The sequence below is a fragment of the Pedobacter sp. Bi126 genome (assembly GCF_918698245.1).
Taxonomy (GTDB): domain Bacteria; phylum Bacteroidota; class Bacteroidia; order Sphingobacteriales; family Sphingobacteriaceae; genus Pedobacter.
On record NZ_CAKKMS010000002.1, the window covers coordinates 1,095,617 to 1,121,738 of the forward strand.

The window sequence follows — 26,122 nt, forward strand, 5'->3', positions numbered from 1 at the left end:
GTAAGATTTAAAATTTAACATTCAGGTTTATACCGTAACTGCGTGTGCTTGGATTAGAAAGACTTTCTAAACCCTGACCGTTACCCGTATTAAAAGCTACTTCTGGATCGATATCTACTGTGTTGCGGTGGATAATCCATAGGTTACGGCCAACAAGTGATACTGAAACGCCTTGTAAACTTAATGGGCGAAGCCATTTTGACGGCAGGTTATAACTTAATTTAACCTCGCGGAGTTTTACATATGAAGCATCGAAAATATTTGCTTCATCGATATTTCTGAATGATTTATAATATTGTTGCGCAGGCAATACTCTTTCATTGCGTTTACCATCGGCAGTTACGCCATCAAAAACAATCCCATCATCATAAACCGTAACTCCCGCCGGGGCTGTTCCGTTTATCCTTACCGTACCATTTTCCTTCTTATTATCCGGATAATAATATGAGATTCCGCCGTATTCTGCTGCTCTTCCCGGAAGCGTAGAGGCTAAAACCCCGGTATAAGTTCCTGTAGCATAAGTTCCGTTATAAATAGAGCCACCAATACTGGCATCAACCAAAACGCCTAAACTGATGCCTTTATAAGTGAAAGTATTGTAAACGCCGCCAATCCAATCTGGTGTATATTTTCCCAATACCTGTTTTGTTGGATTTGTAGTTGGTGCACCTGTAGCGTTTACAATGATATTTCCATTGCCATCTCTTAAAAAAGCGGTTCCGAACAATGATCCATAAGGTTGTCCAACGGTAGCAATAACCTGCGCCGAATTGGTAGCCACAATATAATTCGTTAATAATTTCTCCGCATCAAGTTCAATTACCCTACTTCTATTAGCAGCAAAATTGAAATCAATATCCCAGGTAAAAGTTTTTTTAATTGGTGTAATGCCCAACTGTGCTTCAATACCTTTGTTGTTTATTTTTCCGGCATTAAGCAGTTTTGAACTAAATCCGGTACTTTGACTTACATCGGCAGCTAAAATCTGATTGTAACTATTGGTGTTATATGCACTTAAATCGAAACGTAACCTTTTGTTAAAGAAAACAGCCTCAACGCCCAGTTCTGTTGAAGTGGTAGTTTCTGGTTTAAGGTTAGGATTAAGGTCGATATTACTTGTGGTAAGCTGAGGGTTTGCGCTAAACGGTGCACTAAATGCATAAGTATTGATCAAGCGATAAGGATCTGCATCTTTACCTACTTTAGACCAACCTCCACGTATTTTCAAATAATTAAGGGCTTCACTTTTAATGTCGAATGCTTCTGTTGCTACAAAACTTCCGTTAAATGATGGATAAAAATACGATCTGTTTTGCGCTGGTAAGGTAGATGACCAATCGTTACGGGCCGTGATGTTGGCAAAAAGGTAATTCCTGAAACCAATCTGTCCAGAGGCATAAACACTGTAAGATTTTAACCGCGATAAATTATTTGATGAAATTAAAGGATCGCGGGAGTTTTTAAGGGTATACAGTCCGGCAATGGCCAATTTAGGCGCACTTTGATCGTTCTGCTCGATATATTGCCTGCGGATGTTCCCACCACCTAACAATTCGAGACTAAAATCGTCATTCAACTGTTTGTTAAAGTTTAATGTCGCATCTGTATTATTTTCACTTACTGTAAAGGCACTCTCAGTATAAGAGCCGAAAGGCGTTCCATTGGTGCCATATGCAATCCTAACTTTACGTCTATCGTTGTAATAATCGGTCCCTGATCTGAAATTGAAATCAAGTCCATCAATAATCTTATAATTCAGGGCTAAACTTCCAATAATGCGGCTACGGTTTTGCGATACGGTATTTTCGTAAGCTACCCAATAAGGATTGCTGTAATAGCTATTGTTCCAGTTAAACGTTTTTCCATTTTCATCCAAATAATCTTTCAATTGGTTAATATCAACCTGACGGCCGAACCAGGTAAACTGCAACATGGTACTGGTAGATCTCGAACCACCCGTTCCAGGTAAATTATCTGAATTAAGCTTACTATAGTTTGCATTTGCGGTTAAACTTAATTTGGGTGTTACTTTTACTGTGGTATTCAGCACAAACGAATTTTTGCCCTGTCCGGAGTTTGGTACTATCCCCACCTGTTTCAGGTTATTGTATGATAAGCGGAAGTCGTATTTTTCGCCTGCATCTGCAATGGATACTCCATTGTTTAATGAATATCCGGTTTGGAAGAAATCGCGCACATTATCAGGATGCGCCACAAATGGAACGGCTATTCCCTTCGAATAAAATTGTGGGATTAATCTGCCATCCAATTTAGGGCCCCAGCTTTCATCTACGCCATCGTTAATGCCTTTACCTGCACCATCTACATAACTAAATTTGCCCTCCGATCCCTGACCGAAGGCATTTTGATACACGGGTAGCGTAAGCAAGGTTTCTAAAACCGCGTTTGAATTGATGGCAATGCCTAATCCTTTTTTCGATTTACCTGTTTTGGTTTTAATGAGGATGACACCTGCCGCAGCCCTCGAACCGTATAATGCAGCGGCATTTGGTCCTTTTAACACACTTATCGATTCTATATCTTCTGGATTAATGTCTGAAATGGTATTGGCATAATCTCTTGCCCCAGCCGAATTTAACTGAGAATTATCTACCGGTATCCCATCAACCACAAATAATGGCTGGTTATTTCCGGCAATAGATGTTTCTCCCCTGATGACCACACGCGAGGAACCCATGCTCCCCTGGCTATTGGTTACCCTTATACCTGCTATTTTTCCGGCCAGTGCATTTACCAGGTTGGATTCTTTAGCTTCGGCCAAATCCTGTCCTTTTAATTCCTGAACAGCATAACCAAGCGATTTCTTCTGCCTCGAAATACCCAATGCAGTAACCACTACTTCATCAAGCGCATTATCGCTTGACTGAAGAATGATCGAAATGGGGCCGGCGTTTTTATTGATCTGTATTTCCTGGCTCTTAAAACCGATATAAGAAAATACCAATGTACCCTTATCTGGTGCATGAATAGAAAAAGCTCCTTTTGCATCAGAAATGGTGGCTTGTTTGGTTTCTTTTATTAAAATGGAAACACCAGGGAGTGTTTCACCATCTGCCGACTTTACCGTTCCGGTAACCGCGGCATTTTGAGCGGAAAGCTTTTGCACAATAAAGAGCAGAAAGATAAACGCTATTGACTTTAAAATTTTAAACATAAGTGTGTAGTTAATAATCAATTAAAAGGGATAATAATTTTGGGCAAAACAATTTTACCACGGCTAAAAGTGTATTTGTTTTTAAAGAGAAAAAGGAATGGTTAGCCTAAAAAAGCCTGTTAAAATGGAGCAATTTTAACAGACTCCACGCATTCGGAAGCATGCGTTAAGGTTTACATTAATAGATTTCAGCTCGTCTGTCTTTTTCATTTGAATGATTTTATTTAATGCATAATTTAATTTCAAGAACGCATTCAGGGCAAAAAAAAAGCACCCCTTAAATCAGAAGTGCTCCATATAGTTCTTATAAGGATAACGCAAACAACTGACTTAACTACCCCAGATTCATCTGGGATGGAATTAGCACCATTTCTAAAAATTTAGATGGTTGCTAAGGCTTCACAGGGCCATTCCCTCCGCCTTTCTTGATAAGTATTTTAAAATAACTGGGGCAAAGGTATAATTAATTCCATTTATCCTATAGTTTTTATAGATTTTTGTTGAAAAATTTTTTCTTTGCCAATTACATCCATATATTTGTCTACTAGTTTAGTCGACAAATACACATCCCAATGAAACTAAAATCCATTTTAACAGCCGTATTGGCTATATCAATAACTTTCACCTATGCTCAGGACCATATTGCATTAGCAAATAATCAAGCAGCAAAGCTTAAAGAGAAAAAACAAAATGTTTTTGTTGCCCTCGGCATCTGGCGTGGAATAGCTAAGGTTAAGGAAGGATTAGAAATCCCCTTTAACTTCGAAATCAGCGAAAAAAGCGGTCAGCAGAAATTATACTTCCGCAATGCTGAAGAAAGTTTCGAAGGTGGCCTTGTAAAACAAACAGCTGATTCGCTTTTCGTAAAACTGGATCAATTTGATAACGAACTCGCATTTGCAATAGATGGTGATCAATTAACAGGCACATTAAGGAAACAGGATAAAGCCGGCAAACCTTTAACCATTGTTGCTGAACGAAAAAATTACCGTTTTAAAACAACAGATAAACCTGCAAAGGCAGACTATTCTGGCAGTTATGATGTAGTTTTTAAATCGCCAAATGGTAAGGAAGAGAAAACAGTAGGTTTATTTAAGCAAACTGGTAACAAACTTACTGGCACTTTTCTCCGTGTAACAGGCGATTCACGTTATCTGGAAGGTGTAGTAGAAGGAAATGAATTTCAACTTTCGAGCTTTATTGGCTCCTCTCCTTCCTATTACAAAGGAACTTTCCAAGCAGATGGCTCATTAACCGGCGAAATTTTAGGCGCAAGGGGAAGCCAGCCTTTTACCGGAACTAAAAATAAAGATGCTGCACTGCCCGATCCTTACAAACTTACCTACCTGAAAAAAGGCTACAAAACGCTTGATTTTAGCTTTCCTGATGTAAACGGTAAAAAGATTTCGTTAAAGGATGAAAAATATAAAAACAAGGTGGTGATTTTAACCATAACCGGAAGCTGGTGCCCAAATTGTGTTGATGAAGCTACTTTTATTGCGCCCTGGTATAAAGAAAACAAGAAACGTGGTGTAGAAATTATTGCTTTGCATTATGAACGCTCAACCGAACCTGAATATGCAAAAAAGGTGATGACGCGTTTCCGCGAACGTTTTGGAATAGATTACGACCAGGTTATTGCAGGTACTGCCGATAAGCAGGTCGTATCAGAATCGTTGCCTGCACTCGATTCTTTTTTATCGTTTCCAACCACAATAATCATCGATAAACAGGGCAATGTAGCGCAGATCCATACGGGTTTTAATGGCCCCGCAACCGGTAAATTTTATGATGAATTTGTGAAAGAATTTAATACAGAGATTGATACCTTGCTGAAGAAATAATTTGTCTTATCGATCCTTCTTAACGAAATCGTCACCCTGATCTGTACCGAAGTGGAAAGCTACGAAGTAAACCAAGCCTTAAGCGAGCTCACCGAAGGTAATTCATTTCAGGGTCTTGTATGGCAGTAATCCTAAAGTAGTGGTCGGTGAGACACCACCTACTAGAAAGAATAATTATGCATAACGTATTGTTTTTTGGAAAGCAGGTGCAGCGCGCTTCGGTTTAGGCAGTCCTTCTTTCCGCTTCTATCTTTTTGTGAATTAATTGCATAAACGATATAGTCTTGCAACAAAAAGAATAGCCGCTACAATAAGGTTTATTTTACCGGGGGCTGTGTAGTAAACAAAGCCGAAAGCGAGCTTACCAAAGTTAATTCATCACAGGGCCGGGGTGTTTAGATAAATTCAGGTAATTACGTATGCATCAGCTTCCTTGCAGAAAAAAAGTGCTTAGCCCCGGGCGTAGCGGCATCCCCGAAGCGCAGCGTAAGGATACAGCAAAGCAAGGGAACAAACTTTAATATTAGCACAGGCAAACCGCTCCAAAGAATTATGCATAACGTACCGTTTTTTAGAAAGCAGGCGCAACGCTCTTCGGTTAGGCAGTCCTTATCGGTAGCTGTCTCACCGACCGAAATATATTTGGTAATAAATCCTAAGTATTGGTCGGTGAAACACCGACCAATAGAAATTCCGTGACTTCTGTGTTTCCGTGGCGAAAACCATGCTACTGAATAGTCTTCAAAACAAAATCTATTATCGTTTTCTTCGGCACCACAACAGTAGTAGTTCGGCTAAACCTGGCGATATTAATCCCATAAAAATTACCCTCCCAATCGAAAACAGGAGAACCGCATGCATTGATCTTAACGGCCGCATCGTGAGTAAAAATGGCATTAAAACCATCTCTTCGCTCCGACTTTCCACCTTCAAATTTCTCTGCCGGGTGATTAAATACCGACTGACCCCGCCCCTCTAGTTTTAATGTTTTACTCATTTTACCCGAAGCATTTTCCCATTCAAAAGAAACCTCATCATCTGCCCAATATTTCATTATTTCTGGGGCAAATTCACTCGCTTTTTTTATCAGTTTACCATTCATGCTGATCAGTTCATCGCCAACTTTTATGCCTGCTTTTTCTGCCGGACTGCCTTCTTTGATTAACGAAAACTGAACGGGACTGGAATTATAAACCACCATTGCGCCTAAATAAGGCTGACTATTAATTTTCGGCAAATTAAATAGCTTACTGCCCAAAACACTGAGCATCACCTTGCCAGCAGGATCAATGCTATAAAGAAGTTTACCCATCTCTATTCTAACGCTGTCGCTATCAGAAATATTTAAATCAATTCCCCCGTTTATCCGTTGATCAAGTTCAAATAAAACCAGGTCGTTCTCCTGATCTTTTCCTATTAACTTAATTGGCACCGCAACTCCATTAATATCACCTTTTGCTTGTTCGCCAACCATCGTGTTTTTACTGAGTAGAAGTTGTTTTTTAGCTCCATTTGCTGTGTTAACATTCAATAAAGCGGCGTAAATATCCTGGTTTTTTCCTTTTATCATACTTTTGATGGAAAAGCAGCTGTTTTTAAGCGTTGGCATATTAAAATCAGGGTGTAAAGCCTTCTGTTTGCTTTCTTTCTGTAATAGCAAAGACAAGGGATCTGTTTTCACACTATCCCTCTTTTCAGGGAAAACGGTATAAAGTTTTTCGCTGTTTAAAGCCGTCCAATAACGGCGGTAAAGGTCAACAGGAATTTCGAAATTCATTTCTTCCGAAACATCAATGGCACTGTGCAATCCGATTACGCGGCCATAATAATCAAATAAAGGGCCACCAGAATCACCTGGTTCCATTTTGCAGGTGGAGCGGATAAAACCATATTCATTTTTCACTTCTGCAATATTTCCCAACCTTAAGGTTGGCAGCATTTGATTTAAGGTTTCGGGATAAGAAATGCTGATACAAGGTTCGTTTTTAAGCAAACTTGCCGAATAACCCATCTCAGCAAATGGATAGGTGCCTTTATCAGTAATTTTCATCATGCCCACATCTGGAATGCCTGGCGTCTCTTTATTTTCTATTTTACCAAGTGCCAGCGCGATGCATTCGCGGCCATCAGGAAAAAAAACCTTATAATTTTTACCGGGCAAAATGGTGTGTGCAGCGGTTAGGATATAACCATCGGCACTAACCACCACCCCACTAAACTGAGCACTGGTTCTTTGGTTTTGCTGTACATCGAAACCCCACATCCGTACACTTGCAGGGTACGCCTTTTTAACTGCTTCGGCAATGGTTTTCTGAAATTTGGCAACCTGTTTTTTCTGGGCCACAGCATTTAAGCTGAGAAGCATAACTATCGTTACTACTATTCCCTTTATAGCGTTATTCATTTGTTATTTATGATTTTTTGCCAATGTAATCCGCTCAGAAATTTCCTGGAGCGCAGCGGCATCGGTTCCGGTGAAGCCGGTTAGTTTAAATACAATGTTGCCTGCTTTATCGATAATAAATTTTGCAGGGATGGCACTTACGCCGTAAGCTTCAACCGCAGCATTACGTCCAGTCCCATCTTTCAAGTCCATTAGCACCTGAAAATTAAAACCCGATTGTGCGATGTATTTTTTTACATCTTCAACTGGTGTTTTGGTGGTTTCCCAGGTATGTATAAATAAGAACTTTACAGAAGGATCATTTTTATAGGTATTAACGGCAAGCTGCATCGCATGAAAAGATTTTTTGCAAGGCACACACCATGTCGACCAAAAATCGAGCACAACTACTTTCCCTTTTAGATCCTTTAGCGATACTGCATTTCCATCGAGATCTTTTAAAGTAAAATTGGCTGCAGGTAAACCGATCATTTCTGATAAAAGCTTATTGTGCAAGGAATCAGCTTTGTTTACAGCAGTTTGTGCCGATACAGAAATACATGTAAACAGGCACAAAGAAGCCAAAAGGCAAAGCCTTAAAAAAAGTTTCATATTTTAAGTTAAAAGGTTAAAAAACCGGCAAGGCCATTTTACCGGCCATGCCGATCGCATAGATAGCTTAAATAAGGATCTCCAATATTTTTTCTTTCGGTGGGTAACACTTGGTTTCATCACACACCTGATAGTACAGACCACATTTAATTTTAGTGCCTGCTTTTGCCTTGCTGTAATCGACCATTATCCTAAAGTTTGCCTTTCCTTCAAAAATAAACATGCCCTCGTTGCCCGGATAAGGAATAGCTGCTGTTGTTTTCCATTCTTTATCGGCCACTGCACCTTCAGGAAGTTCCAATCTGGTTTCGGTAACCACAAATGGATTATCTTTAGATACATAGGCATAAATATGCCAGCCTTTTAAAATTTTGGCTTCGATAAGCAAACTGTCTTTTTTATTGTCATTACCAGGAATAAACCTTGCAGAAACCGCAACCGGATCGGCCGTGGTAGGCTCATCATTAACAATCGCTTTTGGCAACTGGTAACTTTGCTGTTGACCAGTAGGAAAGCTTTTTCCATAGGTATTGACCATGAATTTAAAGCCACCAGATTCAGTATAAAATAGATTATTAAGGTTTAGATTGAGCCAATTTCTCCATTCAGCTGCTTTGTTGAATTTTTGAGTAGTGTAACGTTCGAGCAAACGTTGCGCCATCGCTACCTCTTTGTTGGCCTCCAATAAAGTTACACATTTATCTAAAAGCGCCACTTTACGGTTAGAAATACCTAGCTTTTGTGCATCACGGTCTAACTGAAGGGTATACACGCCAGAAGGATAGAAATATTCATAATTTTGACGGTAATACTTGTGATAGAGACTGATATTAGTACCATAAATAGCAAATAAACTATCTCCAGCATAACTTTTTACATAGTCCTCAAAAGATTGGGTATCGTTGGTTACCGGCATTTTCAAAAACATTTCGTTGCCATGGCCAATATCTTCACCTTTTGCTTTTTTATCTTTTAATTCCTGTTGCATTTTCAGCATACGCAGGTTCCCTTCACGACGTGATACAATGGCCTGATTATAAAGATCTTTGCTTAACCGATAAATCAGTTCATCTATGCCACTACGGGTTTCGATCTGTACTTTTTTAACAATAGCCGGAAGATGATCGAATTTTTTGATGTAACAGATCGTGTTTACAAAAACATCTTTGGCCTCATCTGTCATATAATCAGGAGAGCCTGCAAAACCCCACATAAAATAATTTCCTTGGCGACCTAATGCCACTGCTTCGGCATTTTTAAGACAAACGCCACCTGAAATAGATTCAGCATCTGGCGAATCGTTAAACCCTTCGCCATGCGAAACCATGCCGATTAGATAAGGTTCTTTGGAAGAAAAGCCTTGCTTTACCACCTGCCACCTATCCATTTGTTTGGGTGTACCAACTCCTTGATGTCCGTTAAAAAAAGAACCAGGCGTCGGTTTTTTCACCATAGTTAATTTTACAGCATTTGGGGTATTAAAAATGGGATGATCGGTTCTGATGTTCAAGGCTTCGTCATCCAGACACTGGCAGTACCAGTCGAACTTTAAACCTAAAGGTAAACCCACATTGGGTGCCATGGCGTGCATTAAAACCATTGGGCGACTAAATTTTGCGGGCATGTTAACAGGGCCGGCATCCATTAAGGTTACATCTACCTCATCAGACATTTCTACCTTATAATCAGCCACATCTATTACTTTAACCTCGGTAAAGCGCTGTTCCAAAAAGGTTTTAAAATCTGCCATTCTGGTTTTGTATATTTTTTCGACAACAGCTGGTGTAGTTGAATAATAAACTACATTTTTCGGCATTGGTTTATCGGGATTATATCCAACATACAAAACCTTCAATACAATTTTCTCCCGATATTTCGCAGTTCCAAAAGTGAGCAGCGAAACCAGCATCAGGCATGCCGTTAGCATCTTTTTCATCATCTATATTTTATCAACCAATAACTAATTGAATATTTCAGCAAGCTTTTTGTTCAAAGGTTCACCACGCAAGCCATTACCGATAATTTTACCCTGCGCATCTACCAGAAAACTTGCAGGTACTGCGCGTACACCATATAAACGGCCTACTTCATTGTTCCATCCTTTCAGGTCAGAAACATGAATCCAGTCTAAACCATCTTTTTCAATCGCTTCTAACCAGCGTTCTTTTACATTATCCAATGAAACCGAAATAATTTCGAAGCCTTTATCTTTATAGGTTTGATATTGTTTTACCAGGTTCGGATTTTCGGCCCTGCAGGGACCGCACCAGCTTGCCCAAAACTCAACCAGTACCACTTTTCCTTTTAAACTGGCTAACGAAACTGGCTTGCCTACCACATTGTTCTGTGTAAAAAGCGGCGCAACATTTCCAACAGCAGTAATGCCACTTGCGGCAATACGCTGAGCGAGTTCTTTTCCCATATCGGTTTCACGGTACGCTTTGTTCAAGGCAATAAAAAGCGGTTCAACTTTGGCTACATCAACCTTACTTCCGGCAGCTTCTGAAAGTGCTACCAAAGCGAAATATGAATTTGGGTGTTCTTTAGCAAATTGAAATTGTTTATCGGTTCTGTTCTGGATGTTTTTTCTGAAGCGCAGGTCTACTGCTTTCATGTAAGCGGTATCTTTTTGCTGCTCGGCTGTGCCACGGTTAAAATCTATATTAACGGCTTTGGTAAGTGCCATAATGGTACCACCAATAGCTTTGTTATAGGCATCATATTCCTGGTAAACTTTCGAACCACTAAAAACAGCGTTTTCCAAAGAATCCTTTGAAGTGATCGTTACCTGTTCCTTACCAAAATAAAAGTAAATAACATCTCCGGTATAAACTGCCTTACCTTTACCGCCACCAGTATGATCGAGTGCCATACGGGCGTAGGCATTACCAGAAATATGTCCGGCAAACTTGAAACTTCCGTTAACAAGCGCTACTGAATCTTCGTGACTTACACCATTGTCCATGTAATCGATATAGGCTTTCGCTGGTGCTCCCAATGTGCCTATTTTACCTGTTAAACTAAAATTCGGCGCTTGTGCCCAGCTTAAAACTGGTAACAAAATGGCTAATACTGCTAATTTTATGATCTTCATTTGTATGTTTCTTTATGTTTAAATAAGTTCCACGCTCAGATTTAAGCCCAAGCGTGGAACAGCATTATTTTCTGATCGCGATATCAACCGGAGCGCCGGGAATTCCTTCGATCTTTTTAATGAGTACACCATTCATTCCTGTAGCTATATTTAGAAATGAAACGGTTTCTTCTGTTCCTACCATCAATGTTTCTTCGTCTTCAGTAAGTTTTAGCATCGTAATCGATTTACCACTAAAGCTAGTAACAAGCTCCCTAAGCTCTTCATTTACAGGATTATAACGATACACTTTACTGCCATTGGCAATATAGATTACCCCATTTTTAGCACCACTCCATTTTGTATTTTCGTTAATTAACTCCTGGCGTACAAAAAGACGCTTATGTTGAGGGGTAAAGGTAAACGGCCCGTTAAACTGAACATTGAACTTTAATTCATAAATCTTTCCATCGGTTCCCTTACTATAGGCAAAACAATCTGCGTTATTAAGTTGCTCCAAATGAATAAGATCCATACCTACATTTAATGGATCGAAAGCATTTGTTGTGGTAACCGAGTATTGAGTACCAAAATAAACAGGCGCTCCATAAAGATTGATCCTGACAAATTGCTTTCTGTTTTTGTCGAAGCCAATAAAATAGGTAGCCGATTGCGTAAAGCTCATTACAAAAGACGGGGCCAATTCGTAATCACCATCAGCAGGTAAGCCGAACATTCCATAAGTAGCAGCCTGATCCCATGTGCTCGTTGTTCCACCATAAAACTTACCATTTACAACGCCCATCATTACCCCTTGAGGATGCGAGATCAGTGAACCAACCTCAAGATTATCCGGTTGCGTAAAGAAGTTATCCTTAAGTGTATTTGGGTATTTTGGATCTTCCTGCATGGTATTGGGCTCCAACCTGATTCCGCCATTTTTGGTAATAATCCAATACCCCAACATTGTGCCGCCCGTAAATGCGTTCCTAAGCAGAAATAAATTTGTAGGGTTTGCAGGCAAATCTTTCCCCTGCATTGCCCTGTATAAACGGGCCTTTACACTGCCGTCTGGTTTTACAAATGAAAACTGTGTTATTCCATTTTCAATACTCAATACCGTTGTACCGCTGGCAAATTCGGTTCCACCGTCTATGTAAAACTTATGGAAATATTTCATTCCATTTGCTTTGTTGAAGACTGTAAGACGGGCAGCGTATCTTTTAGCCTGCAAACCGAATATGATCCTTAAAGCTGGTCCGGTATAAAGAACGTCATTCCCTTCCATTACACTGATTTTCCATTGAAGTTCTACATTGGCCGCATCCACACCTTCAATTTTTGGTTTGATGATCAAACTATCACCTACACTTGCAGTGTAAACAGAATCGAGGTTGGCCAGTTTAGGCTCAATAGGCATATCGATATCATAATTGCCAAGGTCTTTATGACATGCGGCAAGAGAAACCACACCAATTATTAACAAGATTAATTTTTTAATATCCATGTTTTTACATTTAAATAACCTCATTGCCGTTTTCATCTATAAAATAGTATTTGCCATTTTGCGTGTTTTTTCTCAACAACGTTTTCTTGGCCGGATTTTTTTTATTGTAGAAATAATAACTATTCGAATTACCAGCAGTTACCTCTTCAATTACATAACCTTTTGCTTCATTTTTAGTTACCCAATTAAATGGATTATTTAGCATAGTGGTTAATAATCCTACATAATAGAGGTTTTTTGGTGCGTCCAGTCCGTCGGTAGTAAGGGAGGTTTGCCCGGTTACCAGAATAAACAACTCGTGTTTGGTTCTCGAATAAGGAGGAAGTGGCCAGCTATCCCACCAGCTTGGTTTTTCCAATTTGGAAGAGAATACGACTTTTGCCCTGATCAGATAAGGATTTTCAATGCCCAGATCTGGTGTACCTGTTAATTTGATCAAAATGGAAACTGATCTGTTTTCAAGTTCCTTATCCTTATTATAAATCACCACAGGAATGTATCCCAATCCTTTATTAGGAAGGATTGAATATTGAGTTTTCAAAGCTTCGTAATGAATTCCTGGAGTGGCCGTAGAAGAATCAGCATCTACCCGTGCACTAAATTTTCGCTCTACATCTGTTCTGATTCCGGATAAACGTACCGGTAGCCATACGGTATCCTGGGCCAGTGTAGGATTATAGGCAAAGGTTCTTACTATACTGTCTTTATCTCCATTATAAATGTCGAAATAGACATTAGCACTGTGATCAAAACGCATTTCTTCTGCTTTCTTGCATGAAACAAGGCAGATAATTGCGAATATTAATATATATATTTTCATAATTTGCTATTAATAGAATTTCAAATTGTTTTATCTGCCACCATAAACAATCTCATCGTTAGGAAGAGGAAGTACGAAAATGTTATCGGAAGCAGGAATGGTTACACCGGTTTGCCCTACTATACCTCTGTTAAGCCGCTTATACATATAGAATAACTGGCCTTCGGCTAACCATTCTTTACGGGCATCTTTAAGCAGTTCTTTTAATAAATCTTCTTCGTTGTTTATGGTCAAAGGATCACCTATTTGCCTCGCTTCACGAACCTGCGTAAGGTAATTGACCGCTGTTGTGGGATTACTTGCATATGAACACTCGGCAGCGATGTAATACATCTCACTAAGCCTGATTGCAGGAGCCATGAGGTAATGTAAATTTGCGCCCGTTTCAGCACTTAAGGGGTTTCTACGGTATTTAACGATATCGTAAGACCTTGACGATTGGCTGGAAGTAGCGGATAACCAGTATTTATAACGGGAATCACTTGCTCCGGCTGTTGCCTTCTCATAAATATAATCTGCGGCATCCTCAATCAAGTAAAAACCCCTGGTACCACTTTGAAACCAATTGTCTTTTATTTCTTTTGCAGCACCTGGAATGTACCATCCAAAAACGAGTTCCTTATAAAGAATACGATCTTTTTTCGAATCTTCGAATGCCTCAAAATCACTTTTTGCTGTCCATGGGAATTTTTTCGAGTCAATAACCTCCTTAGCATTAAGCAAGGCCTTAACCTTATCATTTTTATAAAGGTAAACCCGGGCAAGCGTTCCACATACTGCATAATAATTTAAACGATGCCTTCTGTTCTGCAAGAAAAGACTTGGATTTCTCTCTTCTGTATTTTTCAGTGTATCGGTAACTAAGGGATAATTCACGATATAACTGGCACTCCGAATCGGATCTGCAATCAATAATTGTTTCGACTCTTCTAAATCTTTGATGATCAAATCAAGGGTTTCTGATACGTTAGCAACAGGCGTAATCTCCTTTGTGTATTTATTAGCATATGGAATTCCCTTTGCAGTTGGGTTTCTTAAATAAGAAGGTGCAAAAAGACGCAAGAGGTCGAAATGCAAGTATGCTCTTAAGGCAAGTGCTTCGCCTTTGACAATGGAATAATTGGCACCGCTAAAAATGTTCCTTTTTGCATCTACGTTTTCGAGGATCAGGTTACAGTTTACAATGGCATTGTATAACCCCGCCCATATTTTATCCTTACGCTTGATAAACTCGCCATGCTTATAATTGTACAATGAAGTCTGTCTATAATCCTGTCCGTCATCACGCATCGAAAAATTTTGCGCCAGCACCTCTGTTGTGCCAAATGTAAGTTCTTTGCCGTACAGATCTGATTCTGTACTGCGGTTATACACGCCGTTTATGGCTTCCATAAAGCCATTTTCTGTACTGAATAAAATTGGAGCAGCAATTTCTGATTCCGGCTCAACTTCCAGCCATTTCTTGCAGGAACTCAATAACCCTGTTACGAAGATGAGGCCTATTAACAATCTAATTTTCATGTTTTTATATTTTAAATCTGTTCATTAATAGCTTAAAAAGCTGCTCTGACAGAAAAGGTTAAACTCCTGGTAAACGGATAATTAATGCCTCTTTCTTCTTTTACTGATGACCAGCGCACTACGTCATTGGCCGTTATCTGAAACATGAGACTCGACATCGATAATTTAGATGCGAGTTTTTTATTCATATCATAAGAAAGGTTTACTGATTGAAGGTTGATCAGATTATCAGGCTGTATAAATCTCGAGCTTACATCCGTCTCGCCATTATCTGCTATATTTTTATAAAATGAGAGGTCGCCAGACTGCTTCCACTTTTCTTCGAATACACGTTTATCAACATTATATCTTGGATCAGCATTTTCAACACGCTCTACCAGTGTCAGGTTATATTTGTCGCCACCGAAAAAAGTTTGAAACTGTACATACAAGCTAAATCTTTTGTAGTTAACCGTTCCACCAAAGTAGCCGCTCACTTTAGGATTAGGATCGCCAATTACAACATAATCTCTCTTATCATAATCATACGTAAGTGTACCATCTCTTTTGAGGTATAATTCACGCCCGTTTTCCGGATCTATGCCTAACGAACGTACACCATAAATGGCATTAAAAGGTTGTCCTTCGCTAAACCTAAGTAAGGGAATGCCCCTGTAACCACCATCTCCTGGTTTTACAGACTGCAGCTCGTCTGCCCTATCATTGTATTTTTTTAATGCGTTAGAGATTCTCACCACTTTGTTTTTGTTGGAAACCATACTTGCATTCAGGTTTACCGACCAGTCTTTGCTTCTTACTGCATCTATGGTTAGCCCCAGCTCAGCGCCTTTGTTCTCCATATCGCCAAGGTTTTCTTTATAAGATAAAAATCCTGTTGACGGCGGCAATGTAATATCGGCCAGAATATCTTTGGTAAACTTCTTATATATTCTCGGCGTAATCATTACACGGTCTTTAAACAGTCCGATATCGATACCAATATCCGTCATCCTCGTTTTTTGCCACCCAAGGTTATCATTTCCATAACTGTTTACTCCGGCACCAATACCAGATGAATACCAGTTTCCTGTATTATATTTATAAATGGTTTTTGATAAATAAGGATCGAACTCAACCGAACCGGTGAGACCCGTTGAGGCTTTTATTCTAAGCTGGCTAATTACAGGATTACCCTGCAGAAATTCCTCCTGATGTACATTCCATCCTAATCCGAACGACCAAAAAGGAGCCAGTTTATTGTTCACTCCGAATTTAGAAGAACCATCAATACGAACGGTTCCATCCATAAGGTAGCGGTTTTTATACGAGTAGTTCATCGTAAAAAAAGAGCCAAAAAGCCTTGCTTTTTCGAGCCTGCTTTGCGGTTTTCCATCTTCAGCATAACCCTTGGCAAAGCCTATACTGGTAAAACGATCATTAGCAAATCCAATAGCCGTAAATTCTTTTTGATCGCGCAGCTCTGTACGGGCATTTACACCCACTAAAGCGTTAAAATAACTACCGCCTATCTGCTTTAGCCAGGTTAACCTGATATTACTATCCCAATAGGTTTCTTTCATTTCCCTGTTCGTATATTCGCCCTTTTCATCTATTTTATCTGTTGTGTACAGGTAATATTTATTTGCCAGTGGCGAGGTGAATATGTCATCAGAATTCGATTTGCTGGTTAAACTCATTTGCGCCCTTAACCGAAGGTTGTTCGCAACCTCTACATCAGCAGAAAGGTTATCAATAATTTCGGTGTATTTCGATTTATTGAAACTGCTTAAGCCAGCATCGAACAGCGGGTTAAAAACATATTCTCTCGATCGGTCTTGTTTTTCATATACATCAGAAATCCTCATTGTCATGCCATTGGCATCTTGCAACGGGTAATAAGGATTCATCCTTACATAATTAGAAAAATCGCCATATGGAGATTCGGTAGCGCCTACTTGTGTTATGGATAATTCATTTCTGAACTGAATTTTCTTCACATTATACTGGAAACTCATTCCTCCTGAATATTGGTCCCTTTCCGACCCTTTCATTGCTCCTGGCCTGGTTTGGTAACGAAGATTTACATTGTACCGAAATGCTTGTGAACCACCATCCAGATTTACGGCATGCTTATGCCCTATGGTATTACGCAGGGGTTGCGATAGCCAATAACTGTTAACGCCACCAACAACATTGGCTTTTTTATGGTAATAGATTTCATCAAGCTGATCTTGAGATACCTGTTGTTTCGAAGAATTATATAATCCTGCCAAAACTTCATAATCTAGTTTTTCAGCTGCATTTAAAACCTGATAATCAGTTAGATCCGCAGCGGTAAGATTCAATTCGTAGTTGTATTCTATTCTTAGTTTTCCTTCTAAAGGTGTTTTAGTCGTAATCACAATTACACCATTTGCCGCGCGTGAACCATAAATTGCCGTTGCAGCCGCATCTTTTAATGAGGTAACCGATGCAATTCTATTAACATCCAGATCAAATACTTTCTCTACGCTTACTTCATACCCGTCAAGCATAAAAACAGGCGTGTTCGCTCTGCCTTGAATATCATCCCTTCTCAGCACCTGCCCATCGCCACTTGGCAATGCAGAAGCTCCCCTAACATTGATAGAAGGAATTCTGTTTGGATTAGAGCCTGCAAGATTATTATCTATCAGTTTAAATGAAGGATCGAATGTTCCGATACTTTGAAGCAAACTCTGTGGGTTTACCCTTCTCAGCTGATCTCCGGATATCGTAATCGCGTTACCGGTATAGTTATCTTTTTTTATCGTTTGATAACCCGTTACCACTACATCGTTCATTTGAGTCATCTTAGAGACAAGCTTAACGTTTAACGTTTTAGTACCTGTAACCTTGGTTTCAAACAAGTCGTAGCCCACATAACTAAAAACCAAAATGTTTCCTTCGTCAACATTTATTTTGAATTCGCCTTTTTCGTTGGTAATGCCTACACTTGCACCATTTTTAATGGAAATATTAACGCCCGGAATGGTTTCTCCTGTAGCTTTATCAGCAACAACACCTTTTACTTCAATTTTGGCGTTAACAACTGCCGTTGGCGCCGGTAAATCTGCCTTACCGTTAATTACGACGGTCTTATTAACAATGTTAAAACTGAGGTTCTGATCTTTTAAAGCGGCATTCAATGCATCAGTTAACGAAGCTTTCATTAATTCTATTGTTATTTCGGGCTTATCTTGCAACAACTGACCTTTATAAAAGAAAAAATAGCCTGTTTGCTTTTTGATCTCCTTAAAAACCTGTTTAAGCGAAGTTTTTCTTCGAGAGAGCGTTACAGTTTGCGAAAAGGTGGCTGCCGAAACATGTAAGGCACCAACCAATAGTAAAATCGTAGTCAATTTCATGACCAATAAAAATTTAATCTTTACCCTCCGGATGTCGCACACGGGGTTGTAAAGGGTAGTTAATTTCATACCTTTGTAATGAATGAGGTTAAAAAATAGCAGCTGGGTTTCGAAGCAAGCTGCTTGTCCAAATTTCTACCGGAAGCGTTATCGCGCTTTCGGTTTTTTTTTAAAGGTAGGATGCTAAATTTCTGGTAGTTTTTTCATCATAAAGTTTAGTTAGTTCGTGAATTGGTTGGTTGATTTCTCGGCTGTTTAAAGAAAAGCCACTCTTGTTTAATTTCTAGTTACGGTAAGCACCTTGCCTTTCGCATCAATATGTACGTGATTAAGTTCTAATATTTTAAATACCTCTGCCAGGTTGCTATTTCTTGGGATTTCGCCTACATATTTTTCAGTTGAAATTTTGCCCTCGTAAACGACATCTACATCATACCAACGCGAAATTTGTCGCATAATGCTTTGGAGATCATCATTATCAAAAGAGAAAATATTATTCTTCCAGGCCATTTCTTTATCAATATCAATTTCCTGATCGACAATTAATTTAGCCGTGTTTATATTTAGTTTCGATTGTTCTCCTGGGCGCAGGTTTACGCTACCAGAGGCATTGCTCACTTTTACAGCACCTTCTAAAAGCGTGGTTTTAACAGCGGCTTCATCATTATAGGCATTAATATTAAAATGAGTACCCAAAACTTCTACCGTCTGTCCCTCTGTTTTTACCCTAAAAGGGCGGGTATGGTCTTTTGAAACCTCAAAGTAGGCTTCTCCATTAAGTTCTACTACCCTTTCGTTTTTAGCAAAGGCATAAGGGTATTTTAAGATCGTGGCTGCATTAAGCCAAACTTTTGTACCATCGGGCAGGCTTACCTGGTACTGTCCGCCGCGGGGCGTGCTAATCGTATTGGAGCCTGTAACTGATGCATTTGGGATTTCTTTAATGATGTATTCGAGCTGGCCGTTTTTTGCCTTACGGATTTCGATACCATTTTGGCTCGCAATCTGACCATTTTTAGCATCATCCAAATTTACCACCGTTCCATCGGCCAGTGTTAACATAGCTTTATTTCCACCTGGAAGAATATCTCTTAATTCGGTTTTAGCTGTTAATGGTAAAGTATTGCGACCGGCCATAAAATAGAGTCCTACGCTAAAGCATAAAATAATACTGGCAGCTATCGCTATGCGCTTAACCGTGACCAATTTTACAGATCTTCTTCCCGGCCTTAACCGGTTCCATACTTCTTCTTTACTGGTTTCAATGAGCAAGTGGTCAGGAGCCTCTTTTTCGAAAGGCAACTGAAGGTACCATGCTTCTACAATAGCAATTTCTTCTGGCGTACAATGGCCTGCACGGTATTTATCTAAAAGCTTTTTTGCATTTTTCTCCATTAAAAAGAAATCTAGTTTGGTTGATTATTATATATACGGCGAAGCTATAGCCTTGGGGGTATCGAAAAATTATTTTTTTTTATAATAATTTCATTCAACACACATTTAAAAGAAAAAAAATGAATTTAAATTACAACCATAGTGGCTAACTATAGGTTTTTAACAAGAAAAGAACATAAACTGCCACCCCCAGCCGAGTTTTAAGAATTCGCAGTGCTTTTTTTACCTGCGTTTTAACAGTTAACTCAGAAAGCCCTAATTCGACCGCTATTTCTTTATGCGATTTATTCTCTTTACGGCTTAAAATAAATATTTCGCGCATTTTTGGCGGCAAAGCATCAATTTCTTGCTCAATTAATAGCGCCATCTGCTTTTCGCGCACCATATAGTCAGTTAACACATGATCCTGATCTATATAATCCTGTAAAGAATCAACGTATTTGCTTTCTACTTTTTGATGCGCAAACACATCCAGTACACGGTTACGCACTGCTGTATATAGATATGCTGATAAATTACCATCAGGAGCTACCTGTAAACGTTTAACCCAAAGCGATTCGAACAACTGGTGTAATACATCCTTTGCTTCTTCATCGTCATTTAAGCGTTTATTGGCATGGATAAAAAGCAGGCCATAAAAGCGGTTGTAAATTTCGGTAAAGGCCAATTCATCACCTTGAGTTAACAAGACTGCCAATTCGCTATCAGAATATGAACCGTAAACACGCATAGAGATAACACAAAGATAATATAAATACAATCGGTTTCATTGGCTTGTATCGAGTCTTATCTTACTTATCTCTTGATATTTGTAAATTTTTATATAAATCGGTGTACGTTTATGCCATAAAAAGAGAAACAGCACAATTTCTAAAGCCTTTGTCACTATAAAAAGACCAAAATAAACAGGATGTGATGATTATATCGTTTCGATTGATGAGATTCTAACAGAAGCGTTTAACTAAAGATGCGCACAGATTTTACATCTGTTTCTAAAGCTATAAAAATTGATATACAGACCCTTAAACATTACGACTTAATATTGCTGCATACGCTACCAGTACAATACAGATAAATGAGGCGATGGTTCTGATCCGATGGAATAAATTCCAGCTGGGCTCAAATTTTTCTCGCAATGCAGTGAGGTCTGTAGCACCAAGTCTACTTAGGTCTGCTCCATCCAAAAGGTTATTGAGCGGTACATTACCAATTATGGTAACCAGAAAAACACCGCCAAAATATAATAATGTTGCCGCCAAAAGCAGGTAAAATACAGTAGCTTGCTCTCTAAAAAACCAAACACTTATGGGTAATATGACTAGCGTACCCATAAAAGAAATAAAAAACAACGGATTTAAAATAGCCCGGTTGATTGATTGCATTGCTTGTAAAAAAGAAGCATCAGAAAGACGTGCAAGGCCCGGAATAACCGAACAGGAGTACGCATAAAAAAGACCACCAATAAGTGCAGTAGAAACTGTACTCAACAAAAGAACCAAGGTTTTGAAATTCATAAACAATTGCTTTAAATATATCCTTACCCTAAGGAGTATGACGAATTTAAGCAAAAACGTTAGCTGAAAAAAAATAATTCCTATCTAAAAAAGAGCGCTAATTTAGATAGGAAAGAGAGATAATCTAGATATGAAAAGTTAATAGGTAGATGTTAAATAAAAAATTTTAATGTTTATTGCTCCCAAACAAACGCCGTCTAGATTAAAATTTCTACATTTTCATTGATTGTAAACGAAGATCGTATTTTGCCTTTATCTTAAGCATTAAGTTATATAGATCGGTCTGTTTTCGTTACAGATCGGTACAAATGTTAATCAAAACCCATATTTAGAACTACAATATTAGTAGCTTGGCATCCTACCTGCCCTTGTTCTAAATTAAAGCGGACTTTGGTTCCTACAACTAAAGAACGACGGTAAATCCCTATCAATTTCTGGTTATCTGCATAAACCATTTCCTTTCCATTATCGGGTGCAACAAATCCGAAACCTCGTATCGGATTATACCATTTAATCACTCCTGTATACATCATAACGCATTTTTTACCTTAAATTAGCCAACTGAAAGAAAATTTACTACGAAACAGGATAAAGCGTTCTATTTTCGGTATGAAAAGGTGTAATTTCGTTATGTATACAAAGGAAAATTAACAAATGATTAAGTGTATAGCCATTGATGACCAACAAAATTCGATTTCGGGGCTTGAAAAATATATAGCAGATACTCCGAATATGAAGCTTGTGGCGAGTTACACCGATCCGGTGGTGGCCTTGAACGAGCTTAAAAAGATTGACCAGGTAGATGTGATATTTATGGACATTCAAATGCCACAGATTTCGGGCATCGAACTTTCTAAAGCAATCCGCTCCAAAACCAGGAAACTGATATTTACCACCTCTCATGAAGAATATGCCTTTGAAGCATTCGAAGCAGAAGCAGATGCATATTTACTTAAACCTTATGGCTATGCTAAATTTGCCTTAACGGTAAACCGTGTTTTTGAGGAAGAAATAGAAAATATAGGGCAGGAAACTTATTTCTTGGTCAAAAATAAATCAGAAGACCACAAAGCGGTTTTAGTGCGCTATGCAGATATAATTGCTTTTGAAAGTTTCCATAATTATATAAAAATACATACAAAAGAGAAGATAATTATTGCTTATTTAAGTTTGAAAGATGTTAAAGAACAACTGAACCTTAAAAAGGGCTTCATCCAACTGCATAGGGGGTATATTATTTCCATCAATCATATTTTACATGTTGAGGGAACAAGAGTAACACTTTCTAACCATACCAGCTTTACTGTTGGCGACCTTTACTACAATGATTTCCGTGATTTCTTCACCGATAAACTTATTACCAGTAAACGGAATAAATAACGGTTAAGGATAGATAAAAGGCAATGGCCTTGACTAGCATATAAAAAGAAAGCCCACGTAAAACGCGGGCTTTCTTTTTAAAAGCGAAAACAAATTATTTAGCGCTATTTTTTTTATCAGTTACTTCAGCTCTAATTTCTTGGGCTAAAACTTTTAGGTCTTGCATTGCTTTACGTACACGCGTACCTGCTGCTGCATTACCACCATCATAAAATTTAGTTGCGTCTGCTTCAACAGAAGAGATTAGATCTTGCAGTTTTTTAAATTTGTCCATAATTTTTCTTTTATCGGGATGGTAAACATCCATTAATTAAATATATTCCTTTCCGCTCACAATAAACGGGCCGCAAAACTATTGTTTTTTATAAATTAAACAAACGTTTATGCCAAATCATTATTGCGGAATAGTATTGAAACAATGGCAACAGCGGCAATATTAGCCTGTTTTTTGCCAAAATACTTCATTCTTAGTATTTTGTACATTAAACATTTACAACAACATAATTTACAATGAAGGTAACTTAATTTAACAATTATGTTTTATCTTGGTTGGAAATATGCAGTCGTTGAACCTTATAATTAGTACCAGTTGCCTATTCTTACTTTTATTCGCTATGCATCTTTTTTTCGCAAAAAAAGGGAATAAGCTGCTTAACGTTCTACTTTCGGTTATATTTTTTGCCCGGTTTGGGCAGATTTTAACTTCGCTGCTCTTTAAATCGGGCCAACCTAATGCTTTAGCCTTTTTTCATCAAACTTTTACCCCGCTTTATTATGCTGCCCCAGCCTGCTTTTACCTTTATATCACCGGCTTTCTTCAAGATCGTAAAAGTTTACAAAAAATAGAATGGCTTCATTTTGTACCAGCTTTGTTGGCTATTATCCACGTTATCCCCTGGCATTTCTCTACAACGCTCAATTGGGATTTGATAGGAAACCAATTGGCTGAAAATGGTTACTTCTCACTAAAAGCAAAAAGTGGCCTGTTTCCGCCATATTTCCATTACTTATTTAGGCCAATACTGGTATTTGGTTATTTGTGCCTTACCTGGATTGCAGTACTCCGTTTAAAAAACAAACCACAACAGCTACTTGAAGGTGAAGGCAGAAAATGGATCATCTTTTTTCTCCGGATTGCGACCTTTTTCCAGTTGTTTAGTTTAGTGCCCATTATATTAAGAAGCTTACACATCCCATATGTTAATGCCTCTTTTATTGTGCTCAATTGTTTGGCCCTATTAGTCATTTTATTATATGCACTTCACAAGCCTTATATTTTTTATGGCTACTTGCTGGTAGCTGTTGATTGGACTAAAAAAGCTGCAACCAAGAAAACTGAAACTGATTCCTCATTAGCTCCTTTATTGGAAGAAGATCCAAAACATGCACTTAAAGCTGTCAAAAAAATCAATCTTTTAGATGCGCAACTGTCTGACTATGCCCTTGCCATGAAAGAAATAATGGAAGCAGAACGACTTTACCTGGTGCATGATTTTCAGATTATCGATCTGGCGGCAAAACTTAACCTTCCGATCCATCATTGCTCTTTCGTAATTAACAAACATATTGGCAAAAATTTCCGCGACTGGATAAACAGTTACCGGGTAAATCATTTCCTAACACAGTATCCGCTCCAATCGGATAAAATAACTATAGAAGCTATTGCTACTGAAGCTGGCTTTAAAAGTCTGGCTACATTTTATAATGCATTTAAAAAAGAAACGGGCTTAATGCCAACCACCTATTTTGCACAGGAATTAAGCCGTTAACCTGTTATTTCCTCTTTTTTTACTCTAACGATCGTATCGTTAGAGGCCACAACCACGCTTTATTTCGCTTAATATTGAAATGCCAGATACCTTTGGTTTCTGATCAGCATATGAGTATGGTATTTCAAATGAGTATGCTTTAATCCATTTCTCAGAAATCTAACAAGCCTTAACTATGCTTTATTCAACATCGTTTTTACGCCCCCTTTTCGATTATATGGAGCAATTCTATCCTTTATCTGAAGCCTTTAAGGCCGAACATGAAAAATCTTGTAAGCTCATCCATGTTAAAAAGAACAAACACATCCTTTCACCAATAGACAGTAATACTTCGCTCTATTTTTTGGTACACGGACTCGTTCGTGGCTTCATACGCGATGGCAAAAAAGATATCAGCACCTGGTTTAGCTGTGGAAATGAATTAATTGGCGCCATACGTCACCCCGATCAGCAACCCGATCATTCGATAGAATATCTTCAGGCCCTGGAAGAATGTCAGCTCATCTGCATTCCTTATACCCTAATCGATTCGATGTATGCAAACTATCCAGAGGCCAACCTAATCGGCAGAAAGCTATTGGCGCTTCATTATTATGCAGCATCAGAAAGATCAATCCTGGCCAGGATACCAAAAGCAATAAGCAGGTACCGCAAACTCCAGGAAAGCGATTTGGATATCAACAGGATACCGCAGCGTTATCTGGCCAGCTACCTTGGTATGCGCTTAGAAACCCTGAGTAGAATCAGAAATAAAATTTCAACATCCGATTACCGGTTGTGCTCTTAATTTAGCAAAAAACAATCAATCATTCTAACATGCAGTCATTCGGTTACGCAAACATTCAAGCCTTTTAGCTACTAGCCTTTCTACTTTTTCCTTTCCGCTTCTTTTGCTAAATTTGCGGCAATGATTTTATATAAAACCAACGAAGAAGTAGAACTGATGCAGATCAGTGCCCTACTGGTGAGCGATACCCTTGCAGAAGTAGCTAAAATATTAAAGCCAGGCATTACAACCCTCGAGATTGATAGAATAGCCAACGAATTTATACTTGATAATGGCGCCGTACCTTCCTTTTACAACTATAATGGTTTTCCTTTCCATATTATTACCTCGGTAAACGATGTGGTTGTACATGGCTTTCCGACTAAAGATGAGCTGAAAGATGGCGATATTATCTCAGTAGATGTGGGTACCATAAAAAACGGTTTTCACGGCGATCATGCTTATACTTTTATCGTCGGCGAAGTATCGCCAGCAGTACTAAACCTGGTAAAAACAACTAAAGAATCACTTTTTCTTGGAATTAAAGAAGCTGTTGTGGGCAAACGCATTGGCGATATTGGTGCAGCTATCCAAAGCCATAACGAAAAGCAGGGCTATGGCGTAGTAAGAGATCTGGTAGGCCATGGCTTAGGGAAAGATATGCACGAAGACCCACAGGTACCAAATTATGGTCGTAAAGGCAATGGTTTACTCTTAAGAGAAAACCTGGTACTGGCCATAGAACCTATGATAAATATGGGTAAAAAAGACGTTTTTCTAGATGATGATGGCTGGACGATCAGAACTGCTGATGGAAGTCCATCTGTACATTTTGAGCATGATGTATGTGTGAAAAAAGGGGAAGCACTTATTCTTTCTAATTATGCCCCTATTGAGGCTGCTGAAAAGCAGAACAGCAACCTTAATACCTCTTATTACTAAATAGCAATACAATGGGTGCATGGAGATTTTGAAGAAATCAGCTTTTCAAAAACTCC

19 protein-coding genes and 1 riboswitch are annotated in these 26,122 nt (G+C 38.8%); of the genes, 5 read left to right on the top strand and 14 right to left on the bottom strand.

Features of this window, described 5'->3' with window-relative positions; all coding sequences use genetic code 11:
* Positions 1-7 precede the first annotated feature (7 nt).
* Positions 8-3,175, bottom strand: a complete 3,168-nt coding sequence (locus LQ201_RS09715; protein ID WP_230141846.1) for a SusC/RagA family TonB-linked outer membrane protein — start codon at positions 3,173-3,175, stop codon at positions 8-10.
* Positions 3,176-3,502: 327 nt separating this feature from the next.
* Positions 3,503-3,610, bottom strand: a riboswitch (SAM riboswitch).
* Between the two features lie 137 nt (positions 3,611-3,747).
* Here LQ201_RS09715 and LQ201_RS09720 point away from each other — a divergent pair.
* Entirely contained in the window at positions 3,748-5,019 is a 1,272-nt protein-coding gene (locus LQ201_RS09720; RefSeq protein WP_230141848.1) for a peroxiredoxin, read from the top strand.
* A 727-nt stretch (positions 5,020-5,746) separates the two neighbouring features.
* Here LQ201_RS09720 and LQ201_RS09725 read toward each other — a convergent pair.
* The 12 genes from LQ201_RS09725 to LQ201_RS09780 form a co-directional block, all read right to left on the bottom strand.
* Positions 5,747-7,423: a trypsin-like peptidase domain-containing protein gene (locus LQ201_RS09725; RefSeq protein ID WP_230141857.1), complete on the bottom strand. Its 1,677-nt coding sequence runs from the start codon at positions 7,421-7,423 to the stop codon at positions 5,747-5,749.
* A 3-nt stretch (positions 7,424-7,426) separates the two neighbouring features.
* On the bottom strand, positions 7,427-8,014 hold the full coding sequence (locus LQ201_RS09730) for a TlpA family protein disulfide reductase (RefSeq protein ID WP_230141859.1): 588 nt from the start codon (positions 8,012-8,014) through the stop codon (positions 7,427-7,429).
* Between the two features lie 67 nt (positions 8,015-8,081).
* The gene (locus tag LQ201_RS09735) at positions 8,082-9,950 is read right to left on the bottom strand and encodes a protein-disulfide reductase DsbD N-terminal domain-containing protein (protein ID WP_230141862.1); all 1,869 of its coding nucleotides are present in this window, start codon (positions 9,948-9,950) and stop codon (positions 8,082-8,084) included.
* A gap of 24 nt (positions 9,951-9,974) precedes the next feature.
* Positions 9,975-11,108 carry a TlpA disulfide reductase family protein gene (locus LQ201_RS09740; protein ID WP_230141865.1) on the bottom strand — a complete coding sequence of 378 codons (1,134 nt, stop codon included), beginning with the start codon at positions 11,106-11,108 and terminating at the stop codon, positions 9,975-9,977.
* 64 nt (positions 11,109-11,172) lie between these two features.
* Complete coding sequence (locus tag LQ201_RS09745) at positions 11,173-12,594, bottom strand: PKD-like family lipoprotein (protein ID WP_230141867.1); 1,422 nt, start codon at positions 12,592-12,594, stop codon at positions 11,173-11,175.
* Positions 12,595-12,604: 10 nt separating this feature from the next.
* On the bottom strand, positions 12,605-13,414 hold the full coding sequence (locus tag LQ201_RS09750; protein ID WP_230141869.1) for a DUF4843 domain-containing protein: 810 nt from the start codon (positions 13,412-13,414) through the stop codon (positions 12,605-12,607).
* A gap of 30 nt (positions 13,415-13,444) precedes the next feature.
* Entirely contained in the window at positions 13,445-14,935 is a 1,491-nt protein-coding gene (locus LQ201_RS09755; protein ID WP_230141877.1) for a RagB/SusD family nutrient uptake outer membrane protein, read from the bottom strand.
* 32 nt (positions 14,936-14,967) lie between these two features.
* Positions 14,968-18,300 carry a SusC/RagA family TonB-linked outer membrane protein gene (locus tag LQ201_RS09760; RefSeq protein WP_230141879.1) on the bottom strand — a complete coding sequence of 1,111 codons (3,333 nt, stop codon included), beginning with the start codon at positions 18,298-18,300 and terminating at the stop codon, positions 14,968-14,970.
* 276 nt (positions 18,301-18,576) lie between these two features.
* Positions 18,577-19,695 carry a FecR family protein gene (locus tag LQ201_RS09765; RefSeq protein ID WP_230141887.1) on the bottom strand — a complete coding sequence of 373 codons (1,119 nt, stop codon included), beginning with the start codon at positions 19,693-19,695 and terminating at the stop codon, positions 18,577-18,579.
* A gap of 145 nt (positions 19,696-19,840) precedes the next feature.
* Positions 19,841-20,425, bottom strand: a complete 585-nt coding sequence (locus tag LQ201_RS09770; protein ID WP_230141890.1) for an RNA polymerase sigma factor — start codon at positions 20,423-20,425, stop codon at positions 19,841-19,843.
* A 292-nt stretch (positions 20,426-20,717) separates the two neighbouring features.
* The gene (locus LQ201_RS09775; RefSeq protein ID WP_230141898.1) at positions 20,718-21,209 is read right to left on the bottom strand and encodes a DUF1772 domain-containing protein; all 492 of its coding nucleotides are present in this window, start codon (positions 21,207-21,209) and stop codon (positions 20,718-20,720) included.
* Positions 21,210-21,520: 311 nt separating this feature from the next.
* Positions 21,521-21,742 carry a cold-shock protein gene (locus LQ201_RS09780; protein ID WP_230141899.1) on the bottom strand — a complete coding sequence of 74 codons (222 nt, stop codon included), beginning with the start codon at positions 21,740-21,742 and terminating at the stop codon, positions 21,521-21,523.
* A 121-nt stretch (positions 21,743-21,863) separates the two neighbouring features.
* On the opposite strand from LQ201_RS09780, the gene LQ201_RS09785 reads away from it, so the two are divergent.
* Positions 21,864-22,589 carry a LytTR family DNA-binding domain-containing protein gene (locus LQ201_RS09785; RefSeq protein WP_230141901.1) on the top strand — a complete coding sequence of 242 codons (726 nt, stop codon included), beginning with the start codon at positions 21,864-21,866 and terminating at the stop codon, positions 22,587-22,589.
* Between the two features lie 94 nt (positions 22,590-22,683).
* On the opposite strand, the gene LQ201_RS09790 is transcribed toward LQ201_RS09785, so the two are convergent.
* Positions 22,684-22,863: a histone H1 gene (locus LQ201_RS09790; RefSeq protein WP_230142001.1), complete on the bottom strand. Its 180-nt coding sequence runs from the start codon at positions 22,861-22,863 to the stop codon at positions 22,684-22,686.
* Between the two features lie 340 nt (positions 22,864-23,203).
* Here LQ201_RS09790 and LQ201_RS09795 point away from each other — a divergent pair, with 340 nt between their 5' ends.
* The 3 genes from LQ201_RS09795 to map all read left to right on the top strand — a co-directional run bounded on the left by LQ201_RS09795 (position 23,204) and on the right by map (position 26,066).
* Entirely contained in the window at positions 23,204-24,358 is a 1,155-nt protein-coding gene (locus tag LQ201_RS09795) for an AraC family transcriptional regulator (RefSeq protein ID WP_230141903.1), read from the top strand.
* A gap of 175 nt (positions 24,359-24,533) precedes the next feature.
* Positions 24,534-25,145: a Crp/Fnr family transcriptional regulator gene (locus LQ201_RS09800; protein ID WP_230141906.1), complete on the top strand. Its 612-nt coding sequence runs from the start codon at positions 24,534-24,536 to the stop codon at positions 25,143-25,145.
* A gap of 120 nt (positions 25,146-25,265) precedes the next feature.
* A complete protein-coding gene (gene map, locus LQ201_RS09805; protein ID WP_230141908.1) occupies positions 25,266-26,066 on the top strand; it encodes a type I methionyl aminopeptidase in 801 nt (266 codons plus the stop codon).
* Positions 26,067-26,122: the final 56 nt, after the last annotated feature.

Coding starts and splice junctions, on each gene's coding strand:
- LQ201_RS09745 (WP_230141867.1), bottom strand. CDS start 12,594: ATGGATATTAAAAAATTAATCTTGTTAATAATTGGTGTGGTTTCTCTT.
- LQ201_RS09790 (WP_230142001.1), bottom strand. CDS start 22,863: ATGGACAAATTTAAAAAACTGCAAGATCTAATCTCTTCTGTTGAAGCA.
- LQ201_RS09780 (WP_230141899.1), bottom strand. CDS start 21,742: ATGATGTATACAGGAGTGATTAAATGGTATAATCCGATACGAGGTTTC.
- LQ201_RS09735 (WP_230141862.1), bottom strand. CDS start 9,950: ATGAAAAAGATGCTAACGGCATGCCTGATGCTGGTTTCGCTGCTCACT.
- LQ201_RS09740 (WP_230141865.1), bottom strand. CDS start 11,108: ATGAAGATCATAAAATTAGCAGTATTAGCCATTTTGTTACCAGTTTTA.
- LQ201_RS09765 (WP_230141887.1), bottom strand. CDS start 19,695: ATGGAGAAAAATGCAAAAAAGCTTTTAGATAAATACCGTGCAGGCCAT.
- LQ201_RS09760 (WP_230141879.1), bottom strand. CDS start 18,300: ATGAAATTGACTACGATTTTACTATTGGTTGGTGCCTTACATGTTTCG.
- LQ201_RS09730 (WP_230141859.1), bottom strand. CDS start 8,014: ATGAAACTTTTTTTAAGGCTTTGCCTTTTGGCTTCTTTGTGCCTGTTT.
- LQ201_RS09720 (WP_230141848.1), top strand. CDS start 3,748: ATGAAACTAAAATCCATTTTAACAGCCGTATTGGCTATATCAATAACT.
- LQ201_RS09795 (WP_230141903.1), top strand. CDS start 23,204: ATGCATCTTTTTTTCGCAAAAAAAGGGAATAAGCTGCTTAACGTTCTA.
- map (WP_230141908.1), top strand. CDS start 25,266: ATGATTTTATATAAAACCAACGAAGAAGTAGAACTGATGCAGATCAGT.
- LQ201_RS09750 (WP_230141869.1), bottom strand. CDS start 13,414: ATGAAAATATATATATTAATATTCGCAATTATCTGCCTTGTTTCATGC.
- LQ201_RS09785 (WP_230141901.1), top strand. CDS start 21,864: ATGATTAAGTGTATAGCCATTGATGACCAACAAAATTCGATTTCGGGG.
- LQ201_RS09770 (WP_230141890.1), bottom strand. CDS start 20,425: ATGCGTGTTTACGGTTCATATTCTGATAGCGAATTGGCAGTCTTGTTA.
- LQ201_RS09715 (WP_230141846.1), bottom strand. CDS start 3,175: ATGTTTAAAATTTTAAAGTCAATAGCGTTTATCTTTCTGCTCTTTATT.
- LQ201_RS09775 (WP_230141898.1), bottom strand. CDS start 21,209: ATGAATTTCAAAACCTTGGTTCTTTTGTTGAGTACAGTTTCTACTGCA.
- LQ201_RS09755 (WP_230141877.1), bottom strand. CDS start 14,935: ATGAAAATTAGATTGTTAATAGGCCTCATCTTCGTAACAGGGTTATTG.
- LQ201_RS09725 (WP_230141857.1), bottom strand. CDS start 7,423: ATGAATAACGCTATAAAGGGAATAGTAGTAACGATAGTTATGCTTCTC.
- LQ201_RS09800 (WP_230141906.1), top strand. CDS start 24,534: ATGCTTTATTCAACATCGTTTTTACGCCCCCTTTTCGATTATATGGAG.